The following is a 19,044-nucleotide window of genomic DNA, read 5'->3' on the forward strand; positions in this document are numbered from 1 at the left end:
ATCAATTGTCCATGGCGCAGCAGCCTTCCGTCTCGGCGGGCCCGGCGCCGACGCTGTCGAGACGGCAGAAGCAGGACGCCTGCACGGGGACGTCGGCCACGGCGGCCGCGAACTTCAACTGGTGGGCCACGAGCCGCGCCTCCTCCCGCTTGCCGAGCCGGACCAGACACTCGTGGAGTCCGTGCAGGGACCACACGTTGCCGGGGTGCTGGGAGGGGCGCGGCAGCAGGTCGTCGAGACCGAGGTCGGCGCGGTAGACGGCCTCGGCCTCCGCGATGCGGCCCCGCTCCAGCAGCAGCGCGCCGTACGCGTGACGGGTGGGCTGCATCCAGCCCCACGGCTCGTCGTAGGGGAGGCCGTCGTCCAGGGCGATCGACCGTTCCAGGGCGGCGAACGCGGCGTCGTGGCGGCCCTTGCGGTACTCCAGTTCGCCGTCGAGCATGGCGGCGGCGATGGCGAGGATGTCGGCGCAGGTGTTGTTGAAGAGCATCCGGGTCTCGGGGACCCGGGCGACGGCCTCGTGGAACAGCGTCCGCTCGTGCTCCGCCTCCTCGACGCGGCCGGTGGCGGAGAACGCGACGCCGCGCGCGTAGTGCCGCATGGCGGTGGTCATGCAGTACAGCCGCGGGTCGGAGGGCGCCGGAAGGGCGAGGACGTCGGCCCAGCGGCCGAAGCGGATCAGCACGTGCGCCCGCATGGTGAGGAAGGCCTCCAGCCAGTCCGCCATGGGCGGGCTCTCCACCCGCAGCAGTTCCTCCGGCAGGGCCGCCTCCAGCTGGGCGGTGGCGTCCAGGGCGACCTGGGACCGGCCGAGGAACATCGCGCCGTAGATCCTGAAGTGGTGGTTGTGCGCCCGGTAGAGGGTGTAGAAGTTCATCGCCCCGGCGCGGGCGAGGTACCTCTCGTCGGCGGCGATCGCGCGCGTGTTGTCGGCGACGACCGCGCGGTAGTCCCCGCACAGCACCTCCAGGTGGGAGGGCATGTGCTGGAGGTGTCCGGCGTCGGGGACGAGGTCGCGCAGCCGGTCGGCGACGGACAGGGCCGCCTCGGGGGCCGGCGACATCTCCATCAGGTGGACGTGGAAGTGCAGGACGCCCGGGTGGTCGAGCGCGCCTCCGGCGGCGAGCGCCCGCTCCAGGACGGCCTTGGCCTCCAGCGTGCGCGCACCCTCGGCGGGCTCGCCCGTGCGCAGGTCCCACAGCTGCCAGGGCGTCAGGTTCATCAGGGCGTCGGCGTACAGCGCGGACACGTCGAGGTCGTCGGGGGCCAGTTCGTGGACGACGCGCATGGCGTCGGCGTACGGCGGGTTCCACACCGAGCAGTCCTCGGCGGGGCGGTCCTGCGGGTAGCGGGCGCGCAGCGCGCCGATGAGGGCCCGCTCCACGGGCCTTGCGCCCGCGGCCTTCTCGTGGGCCTGCTCCACGGCGGCGTGGGCGCGGGCGACCGTGCGGCGCAGGTCCTGGTCGTCGAAGAACTCCCAGGGCTTGTTGTAGTTGGGGCCGAGCGCGTACGCGATGCCCCAGTACGCCATGGCGCAGTCGGGATCGGCGCGGGCCGCGGCCTCGAAGCAGGCGACGGCCTCCTCGTGGTGGAAGCCGTACGACCAGACCAGGCCCCGGTCGAACCAGCGCTGGGCCTCGGGGGACGAGGTCGTGACGGGCCGGCCGTAGGAGCCGAGGTCGTAGTCGTAGCCGTCGGTTGGTGTGTGGTCCATGGCGCTCCCCTGGTCGCGCTGCGCACCGACCTCCCGGAGCCAGTGTCGCTCGGAGCGGCCCGTGGGGTCACTCCGAGCGACATATACCGTGCGGTCCGGCGGTGGGCGGCCACTCGTGTGCGGGTGCACCCGAACGCGCCGCCCCAGAGGGAGCCGCGGGCGCCTCAGTGGCGGCGGCTCGCGGCCCGGCGCAGGACGACGAAGCCGCCGATCACGAGGAGCCCGCCGGCGGCCGCGGGCCACAGGCTGGCGCCGGTGTCGGCCAGGCCGCCCTGGGCCTGCGGCGCGGGCAGGACGGGGGTGTCGCCCGCGTCGGCACCGCCCACAGCGCCGGCAGCGATGGAACTGTCCGAGATGTCCGAGCTGTCCGCACCGCCGGTGACACCCGCGGGCGCGGCCTGGGTGGGAGCGGTCGCCGGAGCGCCGACCTCGCCTTGGCCTCCGCCGACGGCGGCGGGAGCGGACGCGGGGGCCGCCTGGGTCGACTTCGCGGTCGGCTGGGTGGCTGAACGAGGCTCGGCGGTGCGGGGTTCGGTGGTACGAGGTTCGTCGGTTCGGGGTTCGGCGGTACGGGGCTCAGCGGTCCGGGGGGTGTCGGCCTTGCCGGTGCCTGCCGTGGCGGCGTCGGTGCGGGGGTTCTGGGCGGGGGGCTGCTGGTTGTCGCCCTGACCTGCGGTGTTGTCGCCGTTGCCGGCGTTGTCGCCGTTGCCGTTGCCGGCGTTCCCGTCGTTGTTCCCGCCGCCCGCGTTGTCGTTGCCGCCGGCGTTGTCGTTGCCACCGGTGTTGTCGTTGCCACCGGTGTTGTCGTTGTCGGCGTTCCCGCCGTTGTCGTTGTCGTTGCCGCCGGCGTTGTCGTTGCCGCCGTTGCCGCCTGCGCCCGCGCCGCAGGTGCGGCCGTCGTTGATGCAGTCGACCATCTCGTTCATCAGCTTCTCGTCGAAGACGTTGATGAAGTCGCCGTGGTCGGTGACCGCCTTGTGCAGCTGCTCGGGGAAGGAGTCCACCGCGAACAGCGGGGTCGTGCGGCCGCCGTCCTGGAGGCTGGGCGCGTCGACGTCGTAGACGATGCGCTGCACGAGCTGCGGGATGGCTCGGAAGCCGGCCGGGCAGCTGCCGTCGGCCGCGGCGAACGCCACGTGGGTGCGGTGGTTGGCGCTGTCGATGTTGGCGCCGTCCCAGCAGCTCTGGAAGCGGAAGGTGCGCACCACGTCGCTGCCGCCCGGGCAGAGCGGGTACTTGTCCTTCAGCTGCCTGTCCTCGAAGCCCGTGCAGCTCCAGGACGCGTTGGCGTTGGCGGTGCCGTTGACGAACGCCTTGGCGTCGCCGGTGATGATGCGCAGCAGCCGCGGCATGGCCGTGACCTCGGACCGCGGGTTGCCGACGAAGGTGAGGGTGACGTCCTTCGGCGTGACGATCTTCCCGGCGTTGCCCTCGATGCCGCCGCCGGGCGAGTTGGCGTCCCGTTCCTGGTCGCCGTTCTGCAGGCGCAGGACGGGCCAGTAGTAGGTGGACTTGTCGCCCTGGTCGACGCAGGTGGTCTCGGCGTTCGCCAGGTCCTCGTCGGAGGCGAAGGCGTCGTTGGACTGGTTGCCGATGTAGTCGTGGAAGTGGTGGGCGCCGTTGGAGACGCCCGGGGCCACGATCACGTTGTCGGAGTTGAACAGACCGTTCGCGTTGACGCCGCAGCTGGAGGTGAAGCTGCCGCTGGAGGGGCCGGAACCGGGGTCGGCGGGCTGCTGCGCGGGCTGGACGGCGGTGATGTCGGTGAAGTCGGCGGCCACGGGGCCGTTACCGGCCTGACCGCCGTTGCCCTTCCCTCCGTCGCCGCCCTGCTGACCTCCGCCGTTCTGCTGACCGTCGCCCTGCCCCTGGTTCTGGCCCTGGCCCTGATCCTGGCCCTGATCCTGGCCCTGGTCCTGACCCTGATCCTGGTTCCGGCCGTCGCCGCCCTGGTCTGCCTCGCCCGCGCGGTCGTCGGCGGTGCGCAGTGAGCACGCGGCGAGGTCCGAGAGGCCCTCCGGGCGTCCGCCGGCGCGGTCGAGGGCGTTGCCGATGCGCTCGATGGTCGCGGCGCGCTTCTCCTTCAGCGGGTTCATCACCGCGTTGTCGGCGAAGCCGGCGTCCTGGCGGACGGCCTGCGCGTTGTCCTGCAGTTGGCGGTAGGCGGCAGCGATCTGCTCGTCCAGGAGGGCGAGTTCGCGGTCGACCTCTCCCGAGGCCTGCTCGGGCACGTTCGTCAGCCGGTTGCCGACGTCGGGGCAGTCGATGGTGACGGAGCCCGACGTCCAGGGCCCGCCGGCGTCGTCCTCGCTCGCGGAGGCGTAGACGTTCGCGGCCATCAGTCCGCCACCGCCCAAAATCAACGCGACCGCGGCGAAGGTCGCTCGCCTCCCGCCCGTCGGGCGTCTGCGGCTGTTGTGTCCCACGGAGTGCTCCAAAGCTTCGTCGGCGGCCAGGGCATGGAATCCCCCTGGGCCAATACGCAGCCGGACGCAGTTGTGTTCAACAGAAACAGAAGTTCACAGTAAGCTCTCAGCGGAAAGCGCTGTCTATCCAGGTCAGAGGCTTTTCGTCGATTCACGGGCGCGCAGGGCCCGGACGCGGGACACCGGTCCGCCACTTCACCGACGGCCCGTCAGGTACCGTCCCCGGACCAAAGTTCGGAGCTGTCGCAGACGCGCGCGCCCATGTTCCGCTCCATCATCTGCAGGGCGGCGTCGGCGAGATCGGCGTGGATGTGGGCGACGGCGTCACGGGGCACGATCACGTTCAGATGGCGGATGTGGGCGTCCAGCGCCGAGTACAGGACGCATTGTTCGGTGACCTGGCCGGAGAGGACGAGCCGGTCGATGCCCTCCTGGTGGAGGAGATAGCCCAGCGGAGTCTCGAAGAAGATCGAGTGCCGGGCCTTCATGACGAACAGGGAGTCGTCGTCGGGACGCAGCGGTTCCACGAGGTCGGCGTGCGGCCCGGAGAGGGCGGCGTTGAGCAGCTCGCCGTGGTGGGAACGCCACTGGCCGAAGTTGTCGTTGACGTAGACGACGGGGACGTCGGCACGGCGGGCCCGCTCGAGGAGTCCGGCGATCACCGGGACCGTCTCGCGCGCGGACGGCAGAAGCAGCTCGACGTCCTTGTGGTCGTAGGTGTTGATCATGTCGATGAGGATCAGTGCGGTCTTGCCCATGCCGGACGGGTTCCCCTCATCGGGCTGCGGGATCCCGGCCGGGGTGGACATGGGGGAAGTCGGCGCCGGCCGGGAGCGGACCGGGTCCCCGGGAGGGCCGGGTCCGCTCCACCACCGTAGAACGATCAGCCCCGGTCCGCCCGGTGAGCGCGGACCGGGCGCTTCGACCCTTGAGGGGTCCTGACCGTCGTCAGCGCTGTTCGCGGAAGTCGACGTGCCGCCCGACGACATGGTCGTACTTGCGCAGGACCAGACGGTCGGCGTCGTTGAGCCGGTTCTTGCGGGTCACGTAGGTGACCCCGGTGCCGGCCGTCGACCTCAGGGTGACGACGGGGCGGGCTGTGCTGCGTGCCATGGGTGCCTCCTCTCACCGGCAGCGCCCTCATTGAGCGGGGCATGCCAGTCATGGGCTGCAACAGCGGACTCCGGGCCGGCATTCCCGGTGGGCTCGGCGTTCCCGACGGCCCGGCGTATCCCGCGCCCGGCGGCCCTGCGTATCCCGCGGCCCGGCGTTCCCGGCAGCCCGGCGTATCCCGCGACCCGGCGTTCCCGGCAGCCCGGCGTATCCCGCGACCCGGCGTTCCCGGCAGCCCGGCGTATCCCGCGCCCGGCGGCCCTGCGTATCCCGCGGCCCGGCGTTCCCGGCAGCCCGGCGTATCCCGCGACCCGGCGTTCCCCGCGGCCCGGCGTTCCCGGCAGCGCACCCCGGCACCCCCCTTCGCGCCTCACGCCCGCCCCGCCGTCACCCGCGCCGCGACGAGGTGCAGTGCGGCCGCGACCAGCAGCGCGCCCGTCAGCGACCACACGCCGATCGCACCGCCCGCGGCCGCGCCCAGCGCGAACCCGGTGATCTTCGCGCTGGCCCCGGTGGTGAAGACCTGGCCGCGCAGCCGCTCCGGTGTCTCCCGATGCCGTACGGCGAACAGTCCGGCGAGCTGCGGCCCCTCACCGGCGCCGATCGTCAGGGCGGCGGCCACGACGAGGGCGGCCGCGCCCCCGTCCCACGCAGCCGCAGGTCCCGCTGCCGCCGCCAGCGCGGCCCCGGCCGCCTGGAGCAGCGCCCCCGCCCGCATCACCCGGACCGGGTCCACATCCGGCGCCCGACGCGCGTGGACTGCGTTCGCGGCGAGAGCGGAACCGGCGGCGAGGGCCGACAGCAGAGCCCCGTCGGCCGCTCCCCCGAGGGCGCGCTCGCCCAAGAGGGGGACGCAGGCCGTCAGCACGCCCTGCCCGACGGCGGAGACGACCGAACCGAGGGTGACCGCGGCCAACACCGGACGCGCGAGAACGTACCGGGCGTCGGCGAGGACACGCACCCTCATGGAACCTTCCCCCGGGCCCCTTTCGGCCCCGGGCGGAGCCACGGACCCGGCCCGCCCGACACCGGCCTCCGCGGAACCCCCGGCGCCACTCCCCGCCAACCGCAGCGCGGCCGGGACCGACGCGCTGATCAGGGTGACCGCCGTCGCCACCGCGGCGTGCGCGTTCAACAGGCGGGTGACGAGGGCCGCGAGGGACGGGCCGGTCAGGCTCGCGACGTCGAACGTCATCGCGTCGAGGGCGGCGGCACGGGGCGTCGTCGCGGGCATCCGGGTCGTCCAGCCGGCGGACAGGGCCGGGCCCGGGAGCCCGGTGAGGACGGCGAGCAGAAGGGTGACGGGGAACGGAAGGCGGTCGAGCGTCAGCAGGACGGCCGTCAGACCCAGGGCGTGCAGGGCGAGGGCCGCCGCCAGCAGCCGGCCCGGCCGCCCGGTCCGGTCCAGGAGGACGCCCAGGACGGGCCCGCCGGCCGCGGCAGCCACCGTGGCGGCGGCGAGCAACACGGACGCCCGGGCGGCGGAGCCGGTGAGGGCGTACGCCGCGAGCAGCAGCGCCGGCCCGGCCATCTCGTCGCCCGTGCGGGCGGTGAGGGCGCCGGTCAGATACCAGGACAGCGCGTAACGCTTCTTCACCGGCGTGACGTTACGCCGGTAACTCAAACCTTCTCAATATGCGTTACATTGAGCGTGTGCTGCCCCCCACCGACGACTGGTCCACCCGGCACTCCGTCCTCGCGGTCGCCCGCCGCACCGCCGACCTGCTCAACGTCCTCCCCGAGGAACGCAGGGAACGCGCCGACCCCGACAAGCCGAACGTGCCGTCGGAGCCGCAGCCGCCCGGCCCCGCCGCCGTCGCCGCGGTCGTCGAGGTCCTGCGCGCGCACGGCGAGCCCGAGCCGCTCGACCTCACGCCGGACGACGTCGACCGGATGCGAGCCGCGGCCACGCGCCTGCGTGCAGTGTTCGCCGCACGGGACGCCGACGGTGCCGCGGCCGCGCTCAACGGGCTGCTCCGCGAGCACACGGGCGCACTGCGGCTCACCTCCCACGCGGGACGCACCCCCTGGCACCCGCATGTCGACCGCGCGGACGACGGGCCGTGGGACGAGTGGTTCCTCGCCTCCTCCTGCCTGGCGCTGACGGTGCTTCTGTGGGACCGTCAGCGGCCGCCCGGCCGAGTGTGCGCCTCACCGTCCTGCGACCGCGTCTTCATCGCCCGGGGCAGCGGCCCCGACCGCCGCTACTGCTCCCGCCGCTGCGCCACCCGGGAACGCGTCGCCGCCCACCGCCGCGCCGCCCGCTCCCCCGAGCCGACCTGAATGGTGAGGCGCGCCCGCACGGCAGACGTCTACCCTGCCGCCATGCCCCAAGCGAAGACCGCGTACGTGTGCCTGCCGTGCCGCGCCTCGTACAAACAGCAGTACGGCCTCGAGCGTGAGCGGCGCTGTCCGCGCTGCGCCCGCGTGATGATCCACGCGGGCTCGGCGTTCGCCCCGCCCCGACGGCGGGACAAGGACGCCTGGCGGGCGCTGTCCGTCGTGCTCAACGCGGGCATCGGGTTCCACAAGAGCTGCTGCGGCGGCCCCGGTTGGCGGCCGCGCAGCCTCCGCGAGGTCAAGGAACGCACCGCGTACGCCCACCGCACCGGCATGCCGATCGCCCGCGCGCTGCTGCGCTACGACGTGTGACCCCCGTACCGGATCCCCCCTCGGATACAGTGCTCCGCCGGTATCGAGAGGAGAACAGCGGTGCGCTTCGGGGTGGGGAACGGGTTGCGGGGGCTGGCAGTGGTCGCCGTGCTGACGGGGTTGACGACGGGATGCGGCGAGGAGGGGAAGGGCTCGGCCGGGAGCGAGGTGTCCGCCGGGGCCTCCGCTGCGGCGAAGTCGCCGGCTGCGGGGCCGGCCGCGGCGGCGAGCGGTGGCAGCGTGGGCGCGGACGGTTCCGCCTGTGAACTGCCCGTCACCTTCGACACGGCGAAGGCGTGGAAGGCGAAGGCCGTCGCCGCCGCCGACCAGAAGGGCGACACGGGCAACGCGCTGGCCGACGAACTCGCCGACGCACTCCTGCACCAGGGGCCCGTCACCATGGCCTGCGAGATCGACGCCAAGCCCGCCGGGAACATCGGCTACATGCGGGTCTGGACCGGCAAGCCGGGCGGCGCCGACGCGCGCACCGTGCTGGAGCAGTTCGTCGCCGCCGAGCCGGGCTCCGGCAAGGCCAGGTACAGCGCGTTCAAGGCGAGCGGACTGACCGGCGCTGAGGTCGATTTCCTCACCTACAACAAGATCATGGAGGAGTCCAAGAAGGAGCGGGCCCTCGCCGTGACCACGCCCGACGGCCCGGTCGTCCTGCACCTCGGCGGTCTGGACACCGGGGAGCACGAGGCGATGCTCCCGGCGTTCGAACTCGCCAAGAGGACGCTGAAGAAGACGGCCTGACGGAGCGACCGACCGCGGCCGGGGCCGCGGCGGCGATGTCCGTGAGGGCACCGGCCGCCGCGGCCGCCCCCTCAGCGGCCGAGCAGCTCCCGCATCCGTGTGGCCGCCCGTACGGCCGCGTCGGCGCAGCAGTTGTTGAACAGCGCGTGCACCCGTTCGGCCCGCGCGGCCAGCGCCCGCACCCTCGGCACCCACTCGCGCAGCTCGTCGTCGGTGTACTCGTGCCGGAAACGGTCCTCCTTGCTGCCCGTCCCCCAGGCCCTGCTGCGGCCGTGGAACCTCACGACCGACAACCGGCCGGAGGTGACGGGGGTGACGGGCGGGATCGCCGAGGGCAGCGACGGCTCCATGTCGACGGCGACGGCGGCGAACCCGTACGAGCGCAGCAGCTCGGCCGTCTCGGCCTCCCGCTCGCCGCGCCACCAGTCCGGGTGCCGGAACTCGACGCTGACCGGCCAGCCCGCCGTGCGCTCGGCGCACTGGGCGAGGACCTCGCGGGCCCGGACGCCGGGCCGCAGCCAGGGCGGGAACTGGAACAGGACGGCGCCGAGCCGCCCCGCCTCCCGCAGCGGCCGGATGCCGTCGGTGAACCGCCGCCACACCTCGTCCAGCGTCCCCGGGTCGCGCGTGTCGCCGGGCAGCCCGGCGGGCAGGACGGCGGACCGGGTGGGGTGACCGGTGAGCAGGGAGAAGGCCTTCACGTCGAACACGAACCCGTCGGGGGTGCGCTCCGTCCACAGGCGGCTGGTGCGCTCGGAGGGCAGGGCGTAGTACGTGGAGTCCACCTCGACGACCGGGAAGCGCTCCGCGTAGTGCCGTATCCGCCCCTCCGCGTCCCGTCGCCCGGTCGGGTACCAGCCGCTGCCGACCAGCGCGCGGTCCGTCCAGGAGCAGGAGCCGATCAATATCTCACCCATGGCGGGCGGTTACCCCGGCCGGCGGCGCGCAGACGGACGGCTTCGGGCGCCGGCCGCGCACCGGGATGCGCGCCGCCGTCGGTGTGGCGCATTCTTGCTGTGTCGCCCGCGGGGCGGCGCAGGGACGAGGTGGCGATGACTGCGAGCGCCGGGGACGAGCGGGAGCCGCCCGGGCCGTCGGCCGCGTTGCTGGCCGGGGTCACGGCGGAGGCCCTGTGTGCCGCGCAGGGGTACGCCGCGGGCGTGTACCTGTGTTCCCGCAGCCCGCACATGCTGCGGCTGGCGGTCCTCTCCGGGCTGCCCGGGCCGTTGTTCCGCCCGTGGTGGCGGGTGCACCTGGAGCGGCCGTTCCCGGTGGGCGACGCGCACCGGCTGGGCACGCCGGTGGTGCTGGCCAACGCCACCGAGGCGATGCGCCGGTACCCGCAGTTCGCGGCGGGACTGCCGTTCCAGTTCGGGACGCTCAACGTGCCGGTCGTGGCGGAGGGCCACGCCTTCGGGGTGATGACCGTCCTGCGGCCCGCGGCCTCCGACGCCGGGGAGATCCAGGAGCAGCGTGAGCGGCTCGCCCGGGTGGCCGACTCCCTGGCGGCGGCACTGCTGCGGTCGCTGGCCGAGGGCAGCGCCGTGACCTGGGACGACGAGCCGCTGTGCGTGCGCCCGCCGGCCGCCGGCCCGGCGCCGGGGCGGGTGGGACGCCTCGCATGGGACCCCGTGGGCGACTCCGTCACCACCGACGAGTGTGCGCGCGTCCTTCTGGGTCTCGCGCCGGACCGGCCGCCGGACACCCTGAGCGCCCTGTCCCGTGCCGTGGACCCGATGGACGCCCACCGGCTGCCGGGGCTGTTGCGCGAGGCCGCGCAGGGCAGGCCACCGCCCCGGCCGGTCCAGGTTCGCACCGCCGACGGGGGCGTGCGGCTGCTTCAGCTGTGGGCGCCCCCGTCGAACGCACCCACGCCGGTCAGCGGCGTCCTCATCGACCCGGCTCCCGGCTCGCTCGCCGACGGAGCGGCCGACCTGCTGCCCGAGGGGGTGTTCTGCCTGGACCGGCTCGGGCTGGTCGTCTACGCCAACGCGCGCGCCGCGCACCTGCTGGGCGTGGAGCGGGCCCGGATGCTGGGCCGGTCCCTGTGGGACGCCGTGCCCTGGCTGGGCCGGCCGGCCTGCGAGGAGCATCTGCGCGGTGCGCTGCTGTCGCCGGAGGCGGTGCACTTCCACATCCGCCGGCCGCCTCCTCCCGCGGAGGCCGGCGACGCCGGCGCGCGGTCCGGTCCACGGCCGTACGAGGGCGACTGGCTGAGCATGGCCGTCTACCCGGGACCGGACCTGCTGACCTGCACCGCCGTCCCGGCCAGCCGCGTCCCGCACGACCCACGGCGGCCCGCGCCCACAGGGGTGACCGAAGCGGCGGCCCAAGGGGTCAACGGCGCGGCGCCCGACGCCGAGGCCGACGTCCCGGCGCCGGACTCGGCCGCGTCGACGGCGCCGGCGTACCGCCCGATCGTGCTGGCCATCGCGCTGACCGAGGCGGTGACGGCCCGGCAGGTGTCGGCGGTGGTCGTGCAGGAGCTGCTGCCCGCGTTCGGCGGTCGCCGGCTGGCCATCTACCTGCTCCAGGAACGGCATCTGTACCTGGCGTGGGAGACCGGCTTCCCCGAGGGGTTCCTCGCGCCGTTCGAGGGCGTGGGCCTGGACGCGCGACTGCCCGGCGTGGAGACGCTGACCACCGGGCGGCCGCTGTTCTTCGACTCGATGGGGCAACTGGCCGACGCCTACCCGGGCATCCCGCTGGACGCGGAGGTCGGCGCCCGCGCGTTCCTGCCGCTGATCGCCTCGGGCCGCCCGGTCGGCTCGTGCATCCTCGGCTTCGACGGCCCCCGCAGCTTCGGCTCCGAGGAGCGCACGGTCCTGACCGCGTTGGCCGGTCTCATCGCGCACGCGATGGAGAAGGCCCAGCGCTACGACACCGAGGCCGCCCTCGCTCGCGGCCTCCAGCAGGTGCTGCTCCCCCGGCGGCTGTCGCAGCACGCGCGCGTGGAGACCGCGGGCCGCTATCTGGCCGGCACGGAGGGCATGGAGGTGGGCGGGGACTGGTACGACGTCGTGGAGGCGGGCGACGGGCTCGCCCTGGTCATCGGGGACGTACAGGGCCACGGGGTGCAGGCGGCGGCCACCATGGGCCAACTGCGCAGCGCCGTGCGGGCGTTCGCGTTGGGGGACCGGCCGCCGGAGGAGGTCATGGGCGGCACCAACCTGCTCCTCATCGACCTCGATCCCGGCCAGTTCGCCAGTTGCTGCTACGTCCGTCTCGACCCCGTCACCGGTCTGGCGCGGGCGGTCCGCGCAGGGCACCCGCTGCCGTTGCTGCGCCACGCCGACGGCCGCACGGAGGTGGTGGACCTGCGGGGCGGGGTCGTCCTCGGGGTGGATCCGCGCGCGCACTACCCGGTGACGGAACTGCGCCTGGATCCCGGCGCGATCCTCGCCCTGTACACGGACGGGCTGGTGGAGCGCCCCGGCCAGGACATCGACGAGGGGGTGACAGATCTGCGCTCGGCCCTCTCCGCCGCCGGCGCGCCCGGCCGCCCCCTGGCCGAGGTGGCCGACCGCCTCACCGCGGCCCCACGCCGAACCCCCGACCGCCCCGACGACATAGCTCTCCTCCTGGCCACCCGCCTCCCGACGCACCGCACCTGACCACCCCACACCAGCGCGCGAACCACCCCGCCGGCACCCCGCGCAAACCCCGTCGGACCCGCACATGATCGCCGTCATCCGCACAAGGCGGCCACGACCACCCGGCGCCGTACACACCTCGCCGCCCGCGCAACCCGCACCCACCCGCGCAAACCGCCCCTGGCCCGCCTGGCCGCGCGGGACGGCCGGGCACGCCACAGTCCTTCACGCTGCGTAACGCCCCTCGCCTCATTCGGCCGGGCAGTGTAGACATGGCACATGGTCCGACTCCTGGGGCGATCGGATGCCCGGCCGGCCCGTCGTCCCCGGGACCCGAAGGGGCGGCGCACGCCGGAGACCGCGCTCGGGCGGCGCAGTCTCGCCGCGCAGGTGTTCGTCCTGCAGGTGGTCGTCGTCCTGCTGCTCGTCGTCGCGGCGGTGGTCGCGCTGGTGCTCCAGGCACGGCACGACACCACGCAGGAGGCCCGCAACCGCTCGCTCGCCGTCGCCCAGACCTTCGCCAACTCACCGGGGATCGTCGCGGCGTTGCGCAGTCCCCGTCCCACACTCCTTCTGCAGCCGCGCGCCGAGGCGGCGCGCGAGGCGGCGGACGTCGACTTCATCGTCGTGATGAGCACCGACGGCACCCGCTACACGCACCCCAAGCCGGACCGCATCGGCAAGAAGTTCGTGGGGTCGCTGAAAGCGGCGCAGGAGGGCGGCACCATCGTCGAGGAGATCGAGGGGACGATCGGCCGGCTCGTGCAGGCGGTGGTGCCGGTGAAGGGTCCGGACGGCAAGGTCGTGGGCCTGGTGTCCGCCGGCATCACCACGGCCCGCGTCGGCGGCAACGCCGACCGCCAGCTGCCCCTGGTGCTGACCACCGCCGGCGTCGCCCTCGCCCTGGCCATGGGCGGCACCGCGCTGGTCAGCCGCCGGCTGCTGCGGCAGACCCACGGTCTGGGCCCGCGGGAGATGACCCGCATGTACGAGCATCACGACGCGGTCCTGCACGCCGTACGGGAAGGGGTCATCATCGTCGGCGGCGAGGGCGATCTGCTGCTCGCCAACGACGAGGCGCACCGCCTGCTGAACCTGCCGCCGGACGCCGAGCGCCGCAGCGTCCTCGCCCTGGGCCTGGACGCGGACATGGCCGCGCTGCTCGCCTCCGGGCGGACGGTCACCGACGAGGTGCGCCTGGTCGGCGACCGGCTGCTGGCGATCAACCAGCGGCCCACCCACGTGGCGGGCGGTCCGGCCGGCAGTGTCGCCACGCTGCGCGACTCCACGGAGCTGCGCGCCCTGTCGGGCCGGGCCGAGGCGACCCGTGAGCGCCTGGACCTGCTGTACGCGGCCGGGGTGACCGTCGGGACCAGCCTGGACGTGTCCCGCACGGCGGAGGAACTGGCGGAGCTGGCCGTGCCGCGGTTCGCCGACTTCGCGACGGTGGACCTCTTCGACGCCGTGCTGGAGGGCCAGGAGCCGGACGCGCGGGCCACGCTGCGGCGCACGGCGATAAGCGCGGTCCGCAAGGGCGCTCCGCTGTACGCGGTGGGTGAGCGGATCCGGTTCGTCGACAGCGCACCGCAGGCACGCGCCCTGCTCTCCGGGCGGGCCGTGCTGGAAGCGCGGCTCACCAGGGCGCCGGGCTGGCGGGCGCAGGACCTGGAGCGGACCGAGCAGGTCGTGGAGTTCGGCATCCACTCGCTGATCACGGTGCCGGTGCGGGCGGGGTCGCTGTTGCTGGGCGTGGTCAGCTTCTGGCGGTCGGAGCGGCCCGCGCCGTTCGACCCGGAGGAGGTCGTCCTCGCGGAGGAGCTGGTGGCGCGCGCGGCCGTGTCCATCGACAACGCGCGCCGCTTCACCCGGGAGCACGGCATGGCGGTCACCCTGCAGCGCAGTCTGCTGCCGCGCAGCCTGCCCGAGCAGGGCGCGCTGGACATCGCGTACCGCTACCTGCCGGCGCAGGCCGGCGTGGGCGGCGACTGGTTCGACGTGCTGCCGCTGTCCGGCGCGCGGGTGGCGCTCGTCGTGGGGGACGTCGTCGGGCACGGGCTGCACGCGGCGGCCACCATGGGCCGGTTGCGCACCGCCGTGCACAACTTCTCCTCCCTGGACCTCGCTCCGGAGGAGCTGCTCGGGCTGCTGGACGAGCTGGTGGCGCGGATCGACCAGGACGAGACGACGGACGGCGGCGCCGCCCCGGTCACCGGGGCGACCTGCCTGTACGCCATCTACGACCCGGTGTCGCGGCGGTGTTCCGTGGCCCGCGCCGGGCATCCGCCGCCGGCGCTGGTGCATCCGGACGGCCGGGTGGAGTACCCGGACGTGCCGGCCGGTCTGCCGCTCGGGCTGGGCGGGCTGCCGTTCGAGACGGCCGAGCTGGAGCTGGCGGAGGGCAGCCGGCTGGTGCTGTACACCGACGGGCTGGTGGAGGACCGGGGGCAGGACATCGACACGGGTCTGGAGCGGCTGCGCACCGCGCTGGAGCGGGCCGACGGCTCCCCGGAGGAGACCTGCCAGGCGGTCCTCGAGTCGCTGCTGCCGGCCCGCCCGAACGACGACATCGCGCTGATCGTCGCCAGGACCCGGGCGCTGGGCGAGGACCGGGTCGCCGAGTGGGAGGTCCCGATGGACCCCGCGGCGGTGGGCGAGGTGCGGGCGGCGGTGGCGCGGCAACTGGCGCGGTGGGAGCTGGAGGAACTGTCGTTCACGACGGAGCTGATCCTGAGCGAGCTGGTCACCAACGCGATCCGCTACGGCGGCGGTCCGGTCCGGGTACGCCTGCTGCGGGACCGTACGCTGATCTGCGAGGTCTCCGACACCAGCAACACCTCGCCGCATCTTCGGTACGCGGCGATGACGGACGAGGGGGGCCGGGGTCTGTTCCTGGTCGCACAGCTCACCGACCGCTGGGGCACGCGCTACACCCCCGAGGGCAAGGTGATCTGGGCGGAGCAGCCGCTCCCCTGAAGGTCATAAATGATGCTTATGAGTCCATAGACCGGACCCCCGTACCGAGTAAGGTTTGCCTCAGTTTAGGCTTCCCCCGAGTCGATCTGTCGCCGCTCGAAGGGAACCTGATCATGCCCCGCCCCCTGCGGGTAGCCATCGTCGGAGCCGGCCCCGCCGGGATCTACGCCGCCGACGCGCTGCTCAAGTCCGATGTGGCCGCCGAGCCCGGTGTGTCCATCGACCTCTTCGAGCGGATGCCGGCCCCGTTCGGACTGATCCGTTACGGCGTGGCCCCGGACCACCCCCGGATCAAGGGCATCATCACCGCCCTGCACCAGGTGCTCGACAAGCCGCAGATCCGACTCTTCGGCAACGTCGACTACGGCACGGACGTCAATCTGGACGATCTGCGCGCGTTCTACGACGCCGTGATCTTCTCCACCGGCGCGATGGCCGACCGCGACCTGCCGATCCCGGGCGTCGACCTGGACGGCTCCTACGGCGCGGCCGACTTCGTCTCCTGGTACGACGGCCACCCGGACGTGCCGCGCACCTGGCCGCTGGAGGCGGAGAAGGTCGCCGTCCTCGGCGTCGGCAACGTCGCGCTCGACGTGGCCCGCGTCCTGGCCAAGACGGCGGACGAACTGCTGCCCACCGAGATCCCGGCCAACGTCTACGAGGGCCTGAAGGCCAACAAGGCGCTGGAGATCCACGTCTTCGGCCGCCGCGGCCCGGCGCAGGCGAAGTTCTCCCCGATGGAGCTGCGGGAGCTTGACCACTCCCCCAACATCGAGGTCATCGTCGACCCGGAGGACATCGACTACGACGAGGGCTCGATCCAGACCCGGCGCGGCAACAAGCAGGCCGACATGGTCGCCAAGACGCTGGAGAACTGGGCGATCCGCGACGTCGGCGAGCGCCCGCACAAGCTGTTCCTGCACTTCTTCGAGTCGCCCACGGAGATCCTCGGCGAGTACGGCAAGGTCGTCGGCCTGCGCACCGAGCGCACCGTCCTGGACGGCACCGGCAACGTCAAGGGCACCGGCGAGTTCAAGGACTGGAACGTCGGCGCGGTCTACCGCGCGGTCGGCTACCTCTCCGAGAAGCTGCCCAAGCTGCCCTGGGACCTCGACTCGGGCACGGTCCCGGACGAGGGCGGCCGCGTCATCGAGGAGAGCGGCGCGCACCTGCAGTCGGTGTACGTCACCGGCTGGATCCGGCGCGGTCCGGTCGGCCTGATCGGCCACACCAAGGGCGACGCCAACGAGACGGTGTCGAACCTGCTGGCCGACTTCGCGGGCGACCGTCTGCAGATCCCCGGCTCGCCCGAGCCTGAGGCCGTGGACGCGTTCCTCGCCGAGCGTGGCGTCCGCTTCACCACCTGGGAGGGCTGGTACAAGCTGGACGCCGCCGAGAAGGCGCTGGGCGAGCCTCAGGGTCGCGAGCGCGTGAAGATCGTCGAGCGTGAGGACATGCTGCGGGAGAGCGGCGCGTGAGTCCGTACGCGTGAAGCAGAAGGGGTCCGGAGGCACTCGCCTCCGGACCCCTTCTCCGTGCGCCTCAGCCGCCGCCGTCCTCCCTCGGGTGGGTCTCGATGACCTTGCCGTGCAGACGGCGACAGTCAGGGGGCCGGCGCGGCGCGGGGCCGGCACGTCCTCGCCGGGTACGGCGGCCAGCGTGGCCAGGGTGCTCGCGCGGCGCAGCGGATGGTGGCCCTCGACGGCGACGTAGAGCAGCATGGCCAGCGACCACAGGTCGGCCGCCGGACCGCCCTCCGGTCAACCGCTACCTGCTGGTCGACCCGGGATCCACCGTCTTCGGCTCCGACCCCACGGTCAACGTCTACTTCTCGGACGACTACGGCAGCGCCTGTCTGAAAGCCGACGTCCGGCGCGACCAAGGCCGACGCGACCGACGACGACGTGCACCTCCTCACCGCCGGCGGCCTGCGCACCGCTGGGGCACGTGCAGTGTCCGGCCGGCGCCGGCGAGCAGCGCGGCCACGGCGTTCCGGTCGAACACGGCCAGGTCGACGGGGATGCCGCCGGGACGGACTCGTCCCCCGGCGCGGCGGGGCCGACCGCGTCGCGCGGCTCCGAGGCGGCGGCCGCGCCCGTCACCAGCTCCATCACGAGCCACGGATGGGTTCCCTCGCCGCCGTCGACGATGTGGTGGATCGTCACGACGTTGGGATGACGGACGCGCGCCAGCGCGCGAGCCTCCCGCAGGACGCGCTCACGCAGGACACGCGCCCCCTCGGGGTCGTGCGCTGCCGGCGCAGGATCCGGGGGCCGTACCTCCTTCACCGCCACGTCGCGGTGCAACGCCAGGTCGCGGGCGCGCCAGACCACGCCCATATCCCCCGCCGAGCCGCTCGACCAGCTCGAACCGGCCGTCGACCACCCGTCTGTCGTAACCCCCCGTGCTCATAGGGGGGAGCTTTAGGGGTATGCCGTGTGGACGGGCGCGTCGGCCAGAGGGAGCAGGGCGCGAATGGTATGCCGGGGCACGGGCATGCTGTGAACGGGGTCATTCCCGGCGGACCGTGCCGGAACCATCCCGGGTGCCTCCCCTTCCCGTCTGCTCGCCTCCCACGAAGGACATGTGGTCTTGGCTCTCATGCATCCTGAAGCCCCGTCAGCCCGCCGTCCCGGGCGTTCCTGGACGATCCGCGTGGTCGGGCACCGGGACCGCACCGCGTCGGTCACCTGCTCGTCGGCGTGCTCGATGCCGCCGCGCTCCCGCGATCTCACCGCCCTGCGCCGATTCGCCGAGGCCCACGCCGCCGCGCACGCGAAGGCGGCGGCGGTGCGCCACGACGCCGCCTGCTGGTGCCGCCACGAGCGGTGCGCGCTGCACGAGGGCGTGCGGGTCGCGTGCGCGGGGTCGGTGGTGCTGGTGTTGCGGCACAACCCGGCGGTGGGCCAGGTGTGGACGCTCAGCGAAGTGTGCTCGGCGTGCGCCCCGTTGATGACGCACACGCGTGTGCTCGGCCGGGCGGCGCCGCCGCGCCAGGAGACGGCCACGGGGCCCGGACGGCGGGCGCCGGCCGAACAGCCGGCGGTGTCCGACTCCGACACGGCCGCGCCGCCGCGTCTGGTGCCGGGCGGTTTCAGCGCGCCGGCGGCGGGGCCGACGTCCGGCGCCGGCCTGGAGCGGCCTCCCGCCAGGCGGCGGGGCGCCACCCGGCGCAGGGGCCGCGAGTCCTGACCGAGTCCTGACGGCGTGAGGGTGAGCGGGCCGGGCGGAGTCGTGGTGGAGTCCGAACCCTTGGTGGATTCAGTTCCCTTCAGGCCGTTCCGCCGTGCTCCGGCCCTCGTTGGACGCGGAACTGACGCGGGATGCGCACCGGTAACGCGCCCAGGGCCCGTAACGGGGTGACCGCGGGGGGATCCAGCGGCGGGGCGAGACGGCCGGGCGCGAGCCGGGACGCCATCAGCCCGGCGATGTGGGCCCCGCTGCGCCGGCCCTCCAGGTGCAGGCGGCCGACGTTGGCGCGGTCGTCGGCGAGCAGGGTCAGCACGGCGGAGGGGCCGGCCGCGTACGTGGCGACGTAGCCGCCCGCCCCGCGCACCAGGAGTTCGCAGAACTCGCCGCGAGCCGTGAGGTCCACCATCCGGTACCCGACGCCGAGCGCCGCCGCGGTGAGGGCCGCGAGGCTCTCGGGCTGGACGCCCGGCATGTCCTGGGCGAGGACGAGGCCGTCGACGCTGGCCGCCAGCGCCCCCGTCAGCTGGGGCATACGCGCGCGCAGCCGGTTCAGTTCGTTCAGGACCTCGGCCTCGACGGCCATGACCAGTCTCCTTCCGGCGCGTTGCCGACGACCACGACAGCCACC

The 19,044-nt window shown here is 73.8% G+C and carries 14 protein-coding genes and 2 pseudogenes; 7 read left to right on the top strand and 9 right to left on the bottom strand.

All coding sequences use genetic code 11. The annotated features are described in order from the left end of the window. Window position 1: 1 nt before the first annotated feature. The 5 genes from ACIOC0_RS29970 to ACIOC0_RS29990 all read right to left on the bottom strand — a co-directional run bounded on the left by ACIOC0_RS29970 (window position 2) and on the right by ACIOC0_RS29990 (window position 6,850). On the bottom strand, window positions 2-1,714 hold the full coding sequence (locus ACIOC0_RS29970) for a hypothetical protein (protein ID WP_402158872.1): 1,713 nt from the start codon (window positions 1,712-1,714) through the stop codon (window positions 2-4). Between the two features lie 164 nt (window positions 1,715-1,878). Further along, window positions 1,879-4,053: a DUF1996 domain-containing protein gene (locus ACIOC0_RS29975; RefSeq protein WP_402159070.1), complete on the bottom strand. Its 2,175-nt coding sequence runs from the start codon at window positions 4,051-4,053 to the stop codon at window positions 1,879-1,881. 296 nt (window positions 4,054-4,349) lie between these two features. Then, window positions 4,350-4,898 (bottom strand): isochorismatase family cysteine hydrolase, encoded by a 549-nt coding sequence (locus tag ACIOC0_RS29980; RefSeq protein WP_402159071.1) that lies wholly within the window; start codon window positions 4,896-4,898, stop codon window positions 4,350-4,352. Between the two features lie 190 nt (window positions 4,899-5,088). Further along, the gene (rpmG, locus tag ACIOC0_RS29985) at window positions 5,089-5,253 is read right to left on the bottom strand and encodes a 50S ribosomal protein L33 (protein ID WP_351096733.1); all 165 of its coding nucleotides are present in this window, start codon (window positions 5,251-5,253) and stop codon (window positions 5,089-5,091) included. 370 nt (window positions 5,254-5,623) lie between these two features. Further along, on the bottom strand, window positions 5,624-6,850 hold the full coding sequence (locus tag ACIOC0_RS29990; protein WP_402158873.1) for an MFS transporter: 1,227 nt from the start codon (window positions 6,848-6,850) through the stop codon (window positions 5,624-5,626). Between the two features lie 38 nt (window positions 6,851-6,888). Between ACIOC0_RS29990 and ACIOC0_RS29995 the strand changes: the two genes are divergently transcribed. From ACIOC0_RS29995 to ACIOC0_RS30005, 3 genes are read left to right on the top strand one after another with little or no spacing between them, the layout of a single operon-like run. After that, window positions 6,889-7,536 carry a CGNR zinc finger domain-containing protein gene (locus ACIOC0_RS29995; protein ID WP_402158874.1) on the top strand — a complete coding sequence of 216 codons (648 nt, stop codon included), beginning with the start codon at window positions 6,889-6,891 and terminating at the stop codon, window positions 7,534-7,536. A 42-nt stretch (window positions 7,537-7,578) separates the two neighbouring features. After that, window positions 7,579-7,905 carry a deoxyxylulose-5-phosphate synthase gene (locus tag ACIOC0_RS30000; protein ID WP_402158875.1) on the top strand — a complete coding sequence of 109 codons (327 nt, stop codon included), beginning with the start codon at window positions 7,579-7,581 and terminating at the stop codon, window positions 7,903-7,905. A gap of 60 nt (window positions 7,906-7,965) precedes the next feature. After that, a complete protein-coding gene (locus tag ACIOC0_RS30005; RefSeq protein WP_402158876.1) occupies window positions 7,966-8,658 on the top strand; it encodes a lipoprotein in 693 nt (230 codons plus the stop codon). Window positions 8,659-8,729: 71 nt separating this feature from the next. Here ACIOC0_RS30005 and ACIOC0_RS30010 read toward each other — a convergent pair whose 3' ends face one another. Next, on the bottom strand, window positions 8,730-9,575 hold the full coding sequence (locus ACIOC0_RS30010; protein ID WP_402158877.1) for a DUF72 domain-containing protein: 846 nt from the start codon (window positions 9,573-9,575) through the stop codon (window positions 8,730-8,732). 135 nt (window positions 9,576-9,710) lie between these two features. Between ACIOC0_RS30010 and ACIOC0_RS30015 the strand changes: the two genes are divergently transcribed. From ACIOC0_RS30015 to ACIOC0_RS30025, 3 genes are all read left to right on the top strand, one after another. Next, window positions 9,711-12,272 carry a SpoIIE family protein phosphatase gene (locus ACIOC0_RS30015; RefSeq protein WP_402158878.1) on the top strand — a complete coding sequence of 854 codons (2,562 nt, stop codon included), beginning with the start codon at window positions 9,711-9,713 and terminating at the stop codon, window positions 12,270-12,272. A 258-nt stretch (window positions 12,273-12,530) separates the two neighbouring features. Further along, window positions 12,531-15,224, top strand: a complete 2,694-nt coding sequence (locus ACIOC0_RS30020; protein ID WP_402158879.1) for a SpoIIE family protein phosphatase — start codon at window positions 12,531-12,533, stop codon at window positions 15,222-15,224. 113 nt (window positions 15,225-15,337) lie between these two features. Beyond that, window positions 15,338-16,702 carry an FAD-dependent oxidoreductase gene (locus ACIOC0_RS30025; RefSeq protein ID WP_402158880.1) on the top strand — a complete coding sequence of 455 codons (1,365 nt, stop codon included), beginning with the start codon at window positions 15,338-15,340 and terminating at the stop codon, window positions 16,700-16,702. Between the two features lie 126 nt (window positions 16,703-16,828). On the opposite strand, the pseudogene ACIOC0_RS30030 reads toward ACIOC0_RS30025, so the two are convergent. Together ACIOC0_RS30030 and ACIOC0_RS30035 are read right to left on the bottom strand one after the other, a co-directional pair. Further along, window positions 16,829-16,981 (bottom strand): annotated as a pseudogene (locus ACIOC0_RS30030) (serine/threonine protein kinase); the annotation flags it as partial. 332 nt (window positions 16,982-17,313) lie between these two features. Further along, window positions 17,314-17,636 (bottom strand): annotated as a pseudogene (locus ACIOC0_RS30035) (protein kinase); the annotation flags it as partial. A 243-nt stretch (window positions 17,637-17,879) separates the two neighbouring features. On the opposite strand from ACIOC0_RS30035, the gene ACIOC0_RS30040 reads away from it, so the two are divergent. Beyond that, window positions 17,880-18,416 carry a hypothetical protein gene (locus tag ACIOC0_RS30040; protein WP_402158881.1) on the top strand — a complete coding sequence of 179 codons (537 nt, stop codon included), beginning with the start codon at window positions 17,880-17,882 and terminating at the stop codon, window positions 18,414-18,416. A gap of 79 nt (window positions 18,417-18,495) precedes the next feature. Here ACIOC0_RS30040 and ACIOC0_RS30045 read toward each other — a convergent pair whose 3' ends face one another. Next, a complete protein-coding gene (locus ACIOC0_RS30045) occupies window positions 18,496-18,999 on the bottom strand; it encodes a roadblock/LC7 domain-containing protein (protein WP_402158882.1) in 504 nt (167 codons plus the stop codon). Window positions 19,000-19,044: the final 45 nt, after the last annotated feature.

The sequence above is a fragment of the Streptomyces sp. NPDC088254 genome, assembly GCF_044740925.1.
Taxonomy (GTDB): domain Bacteria; phylum Actinomycetota; class Actinomycetes; order Streptomycetales; family Streptomycetaceae; genus Streptomyces.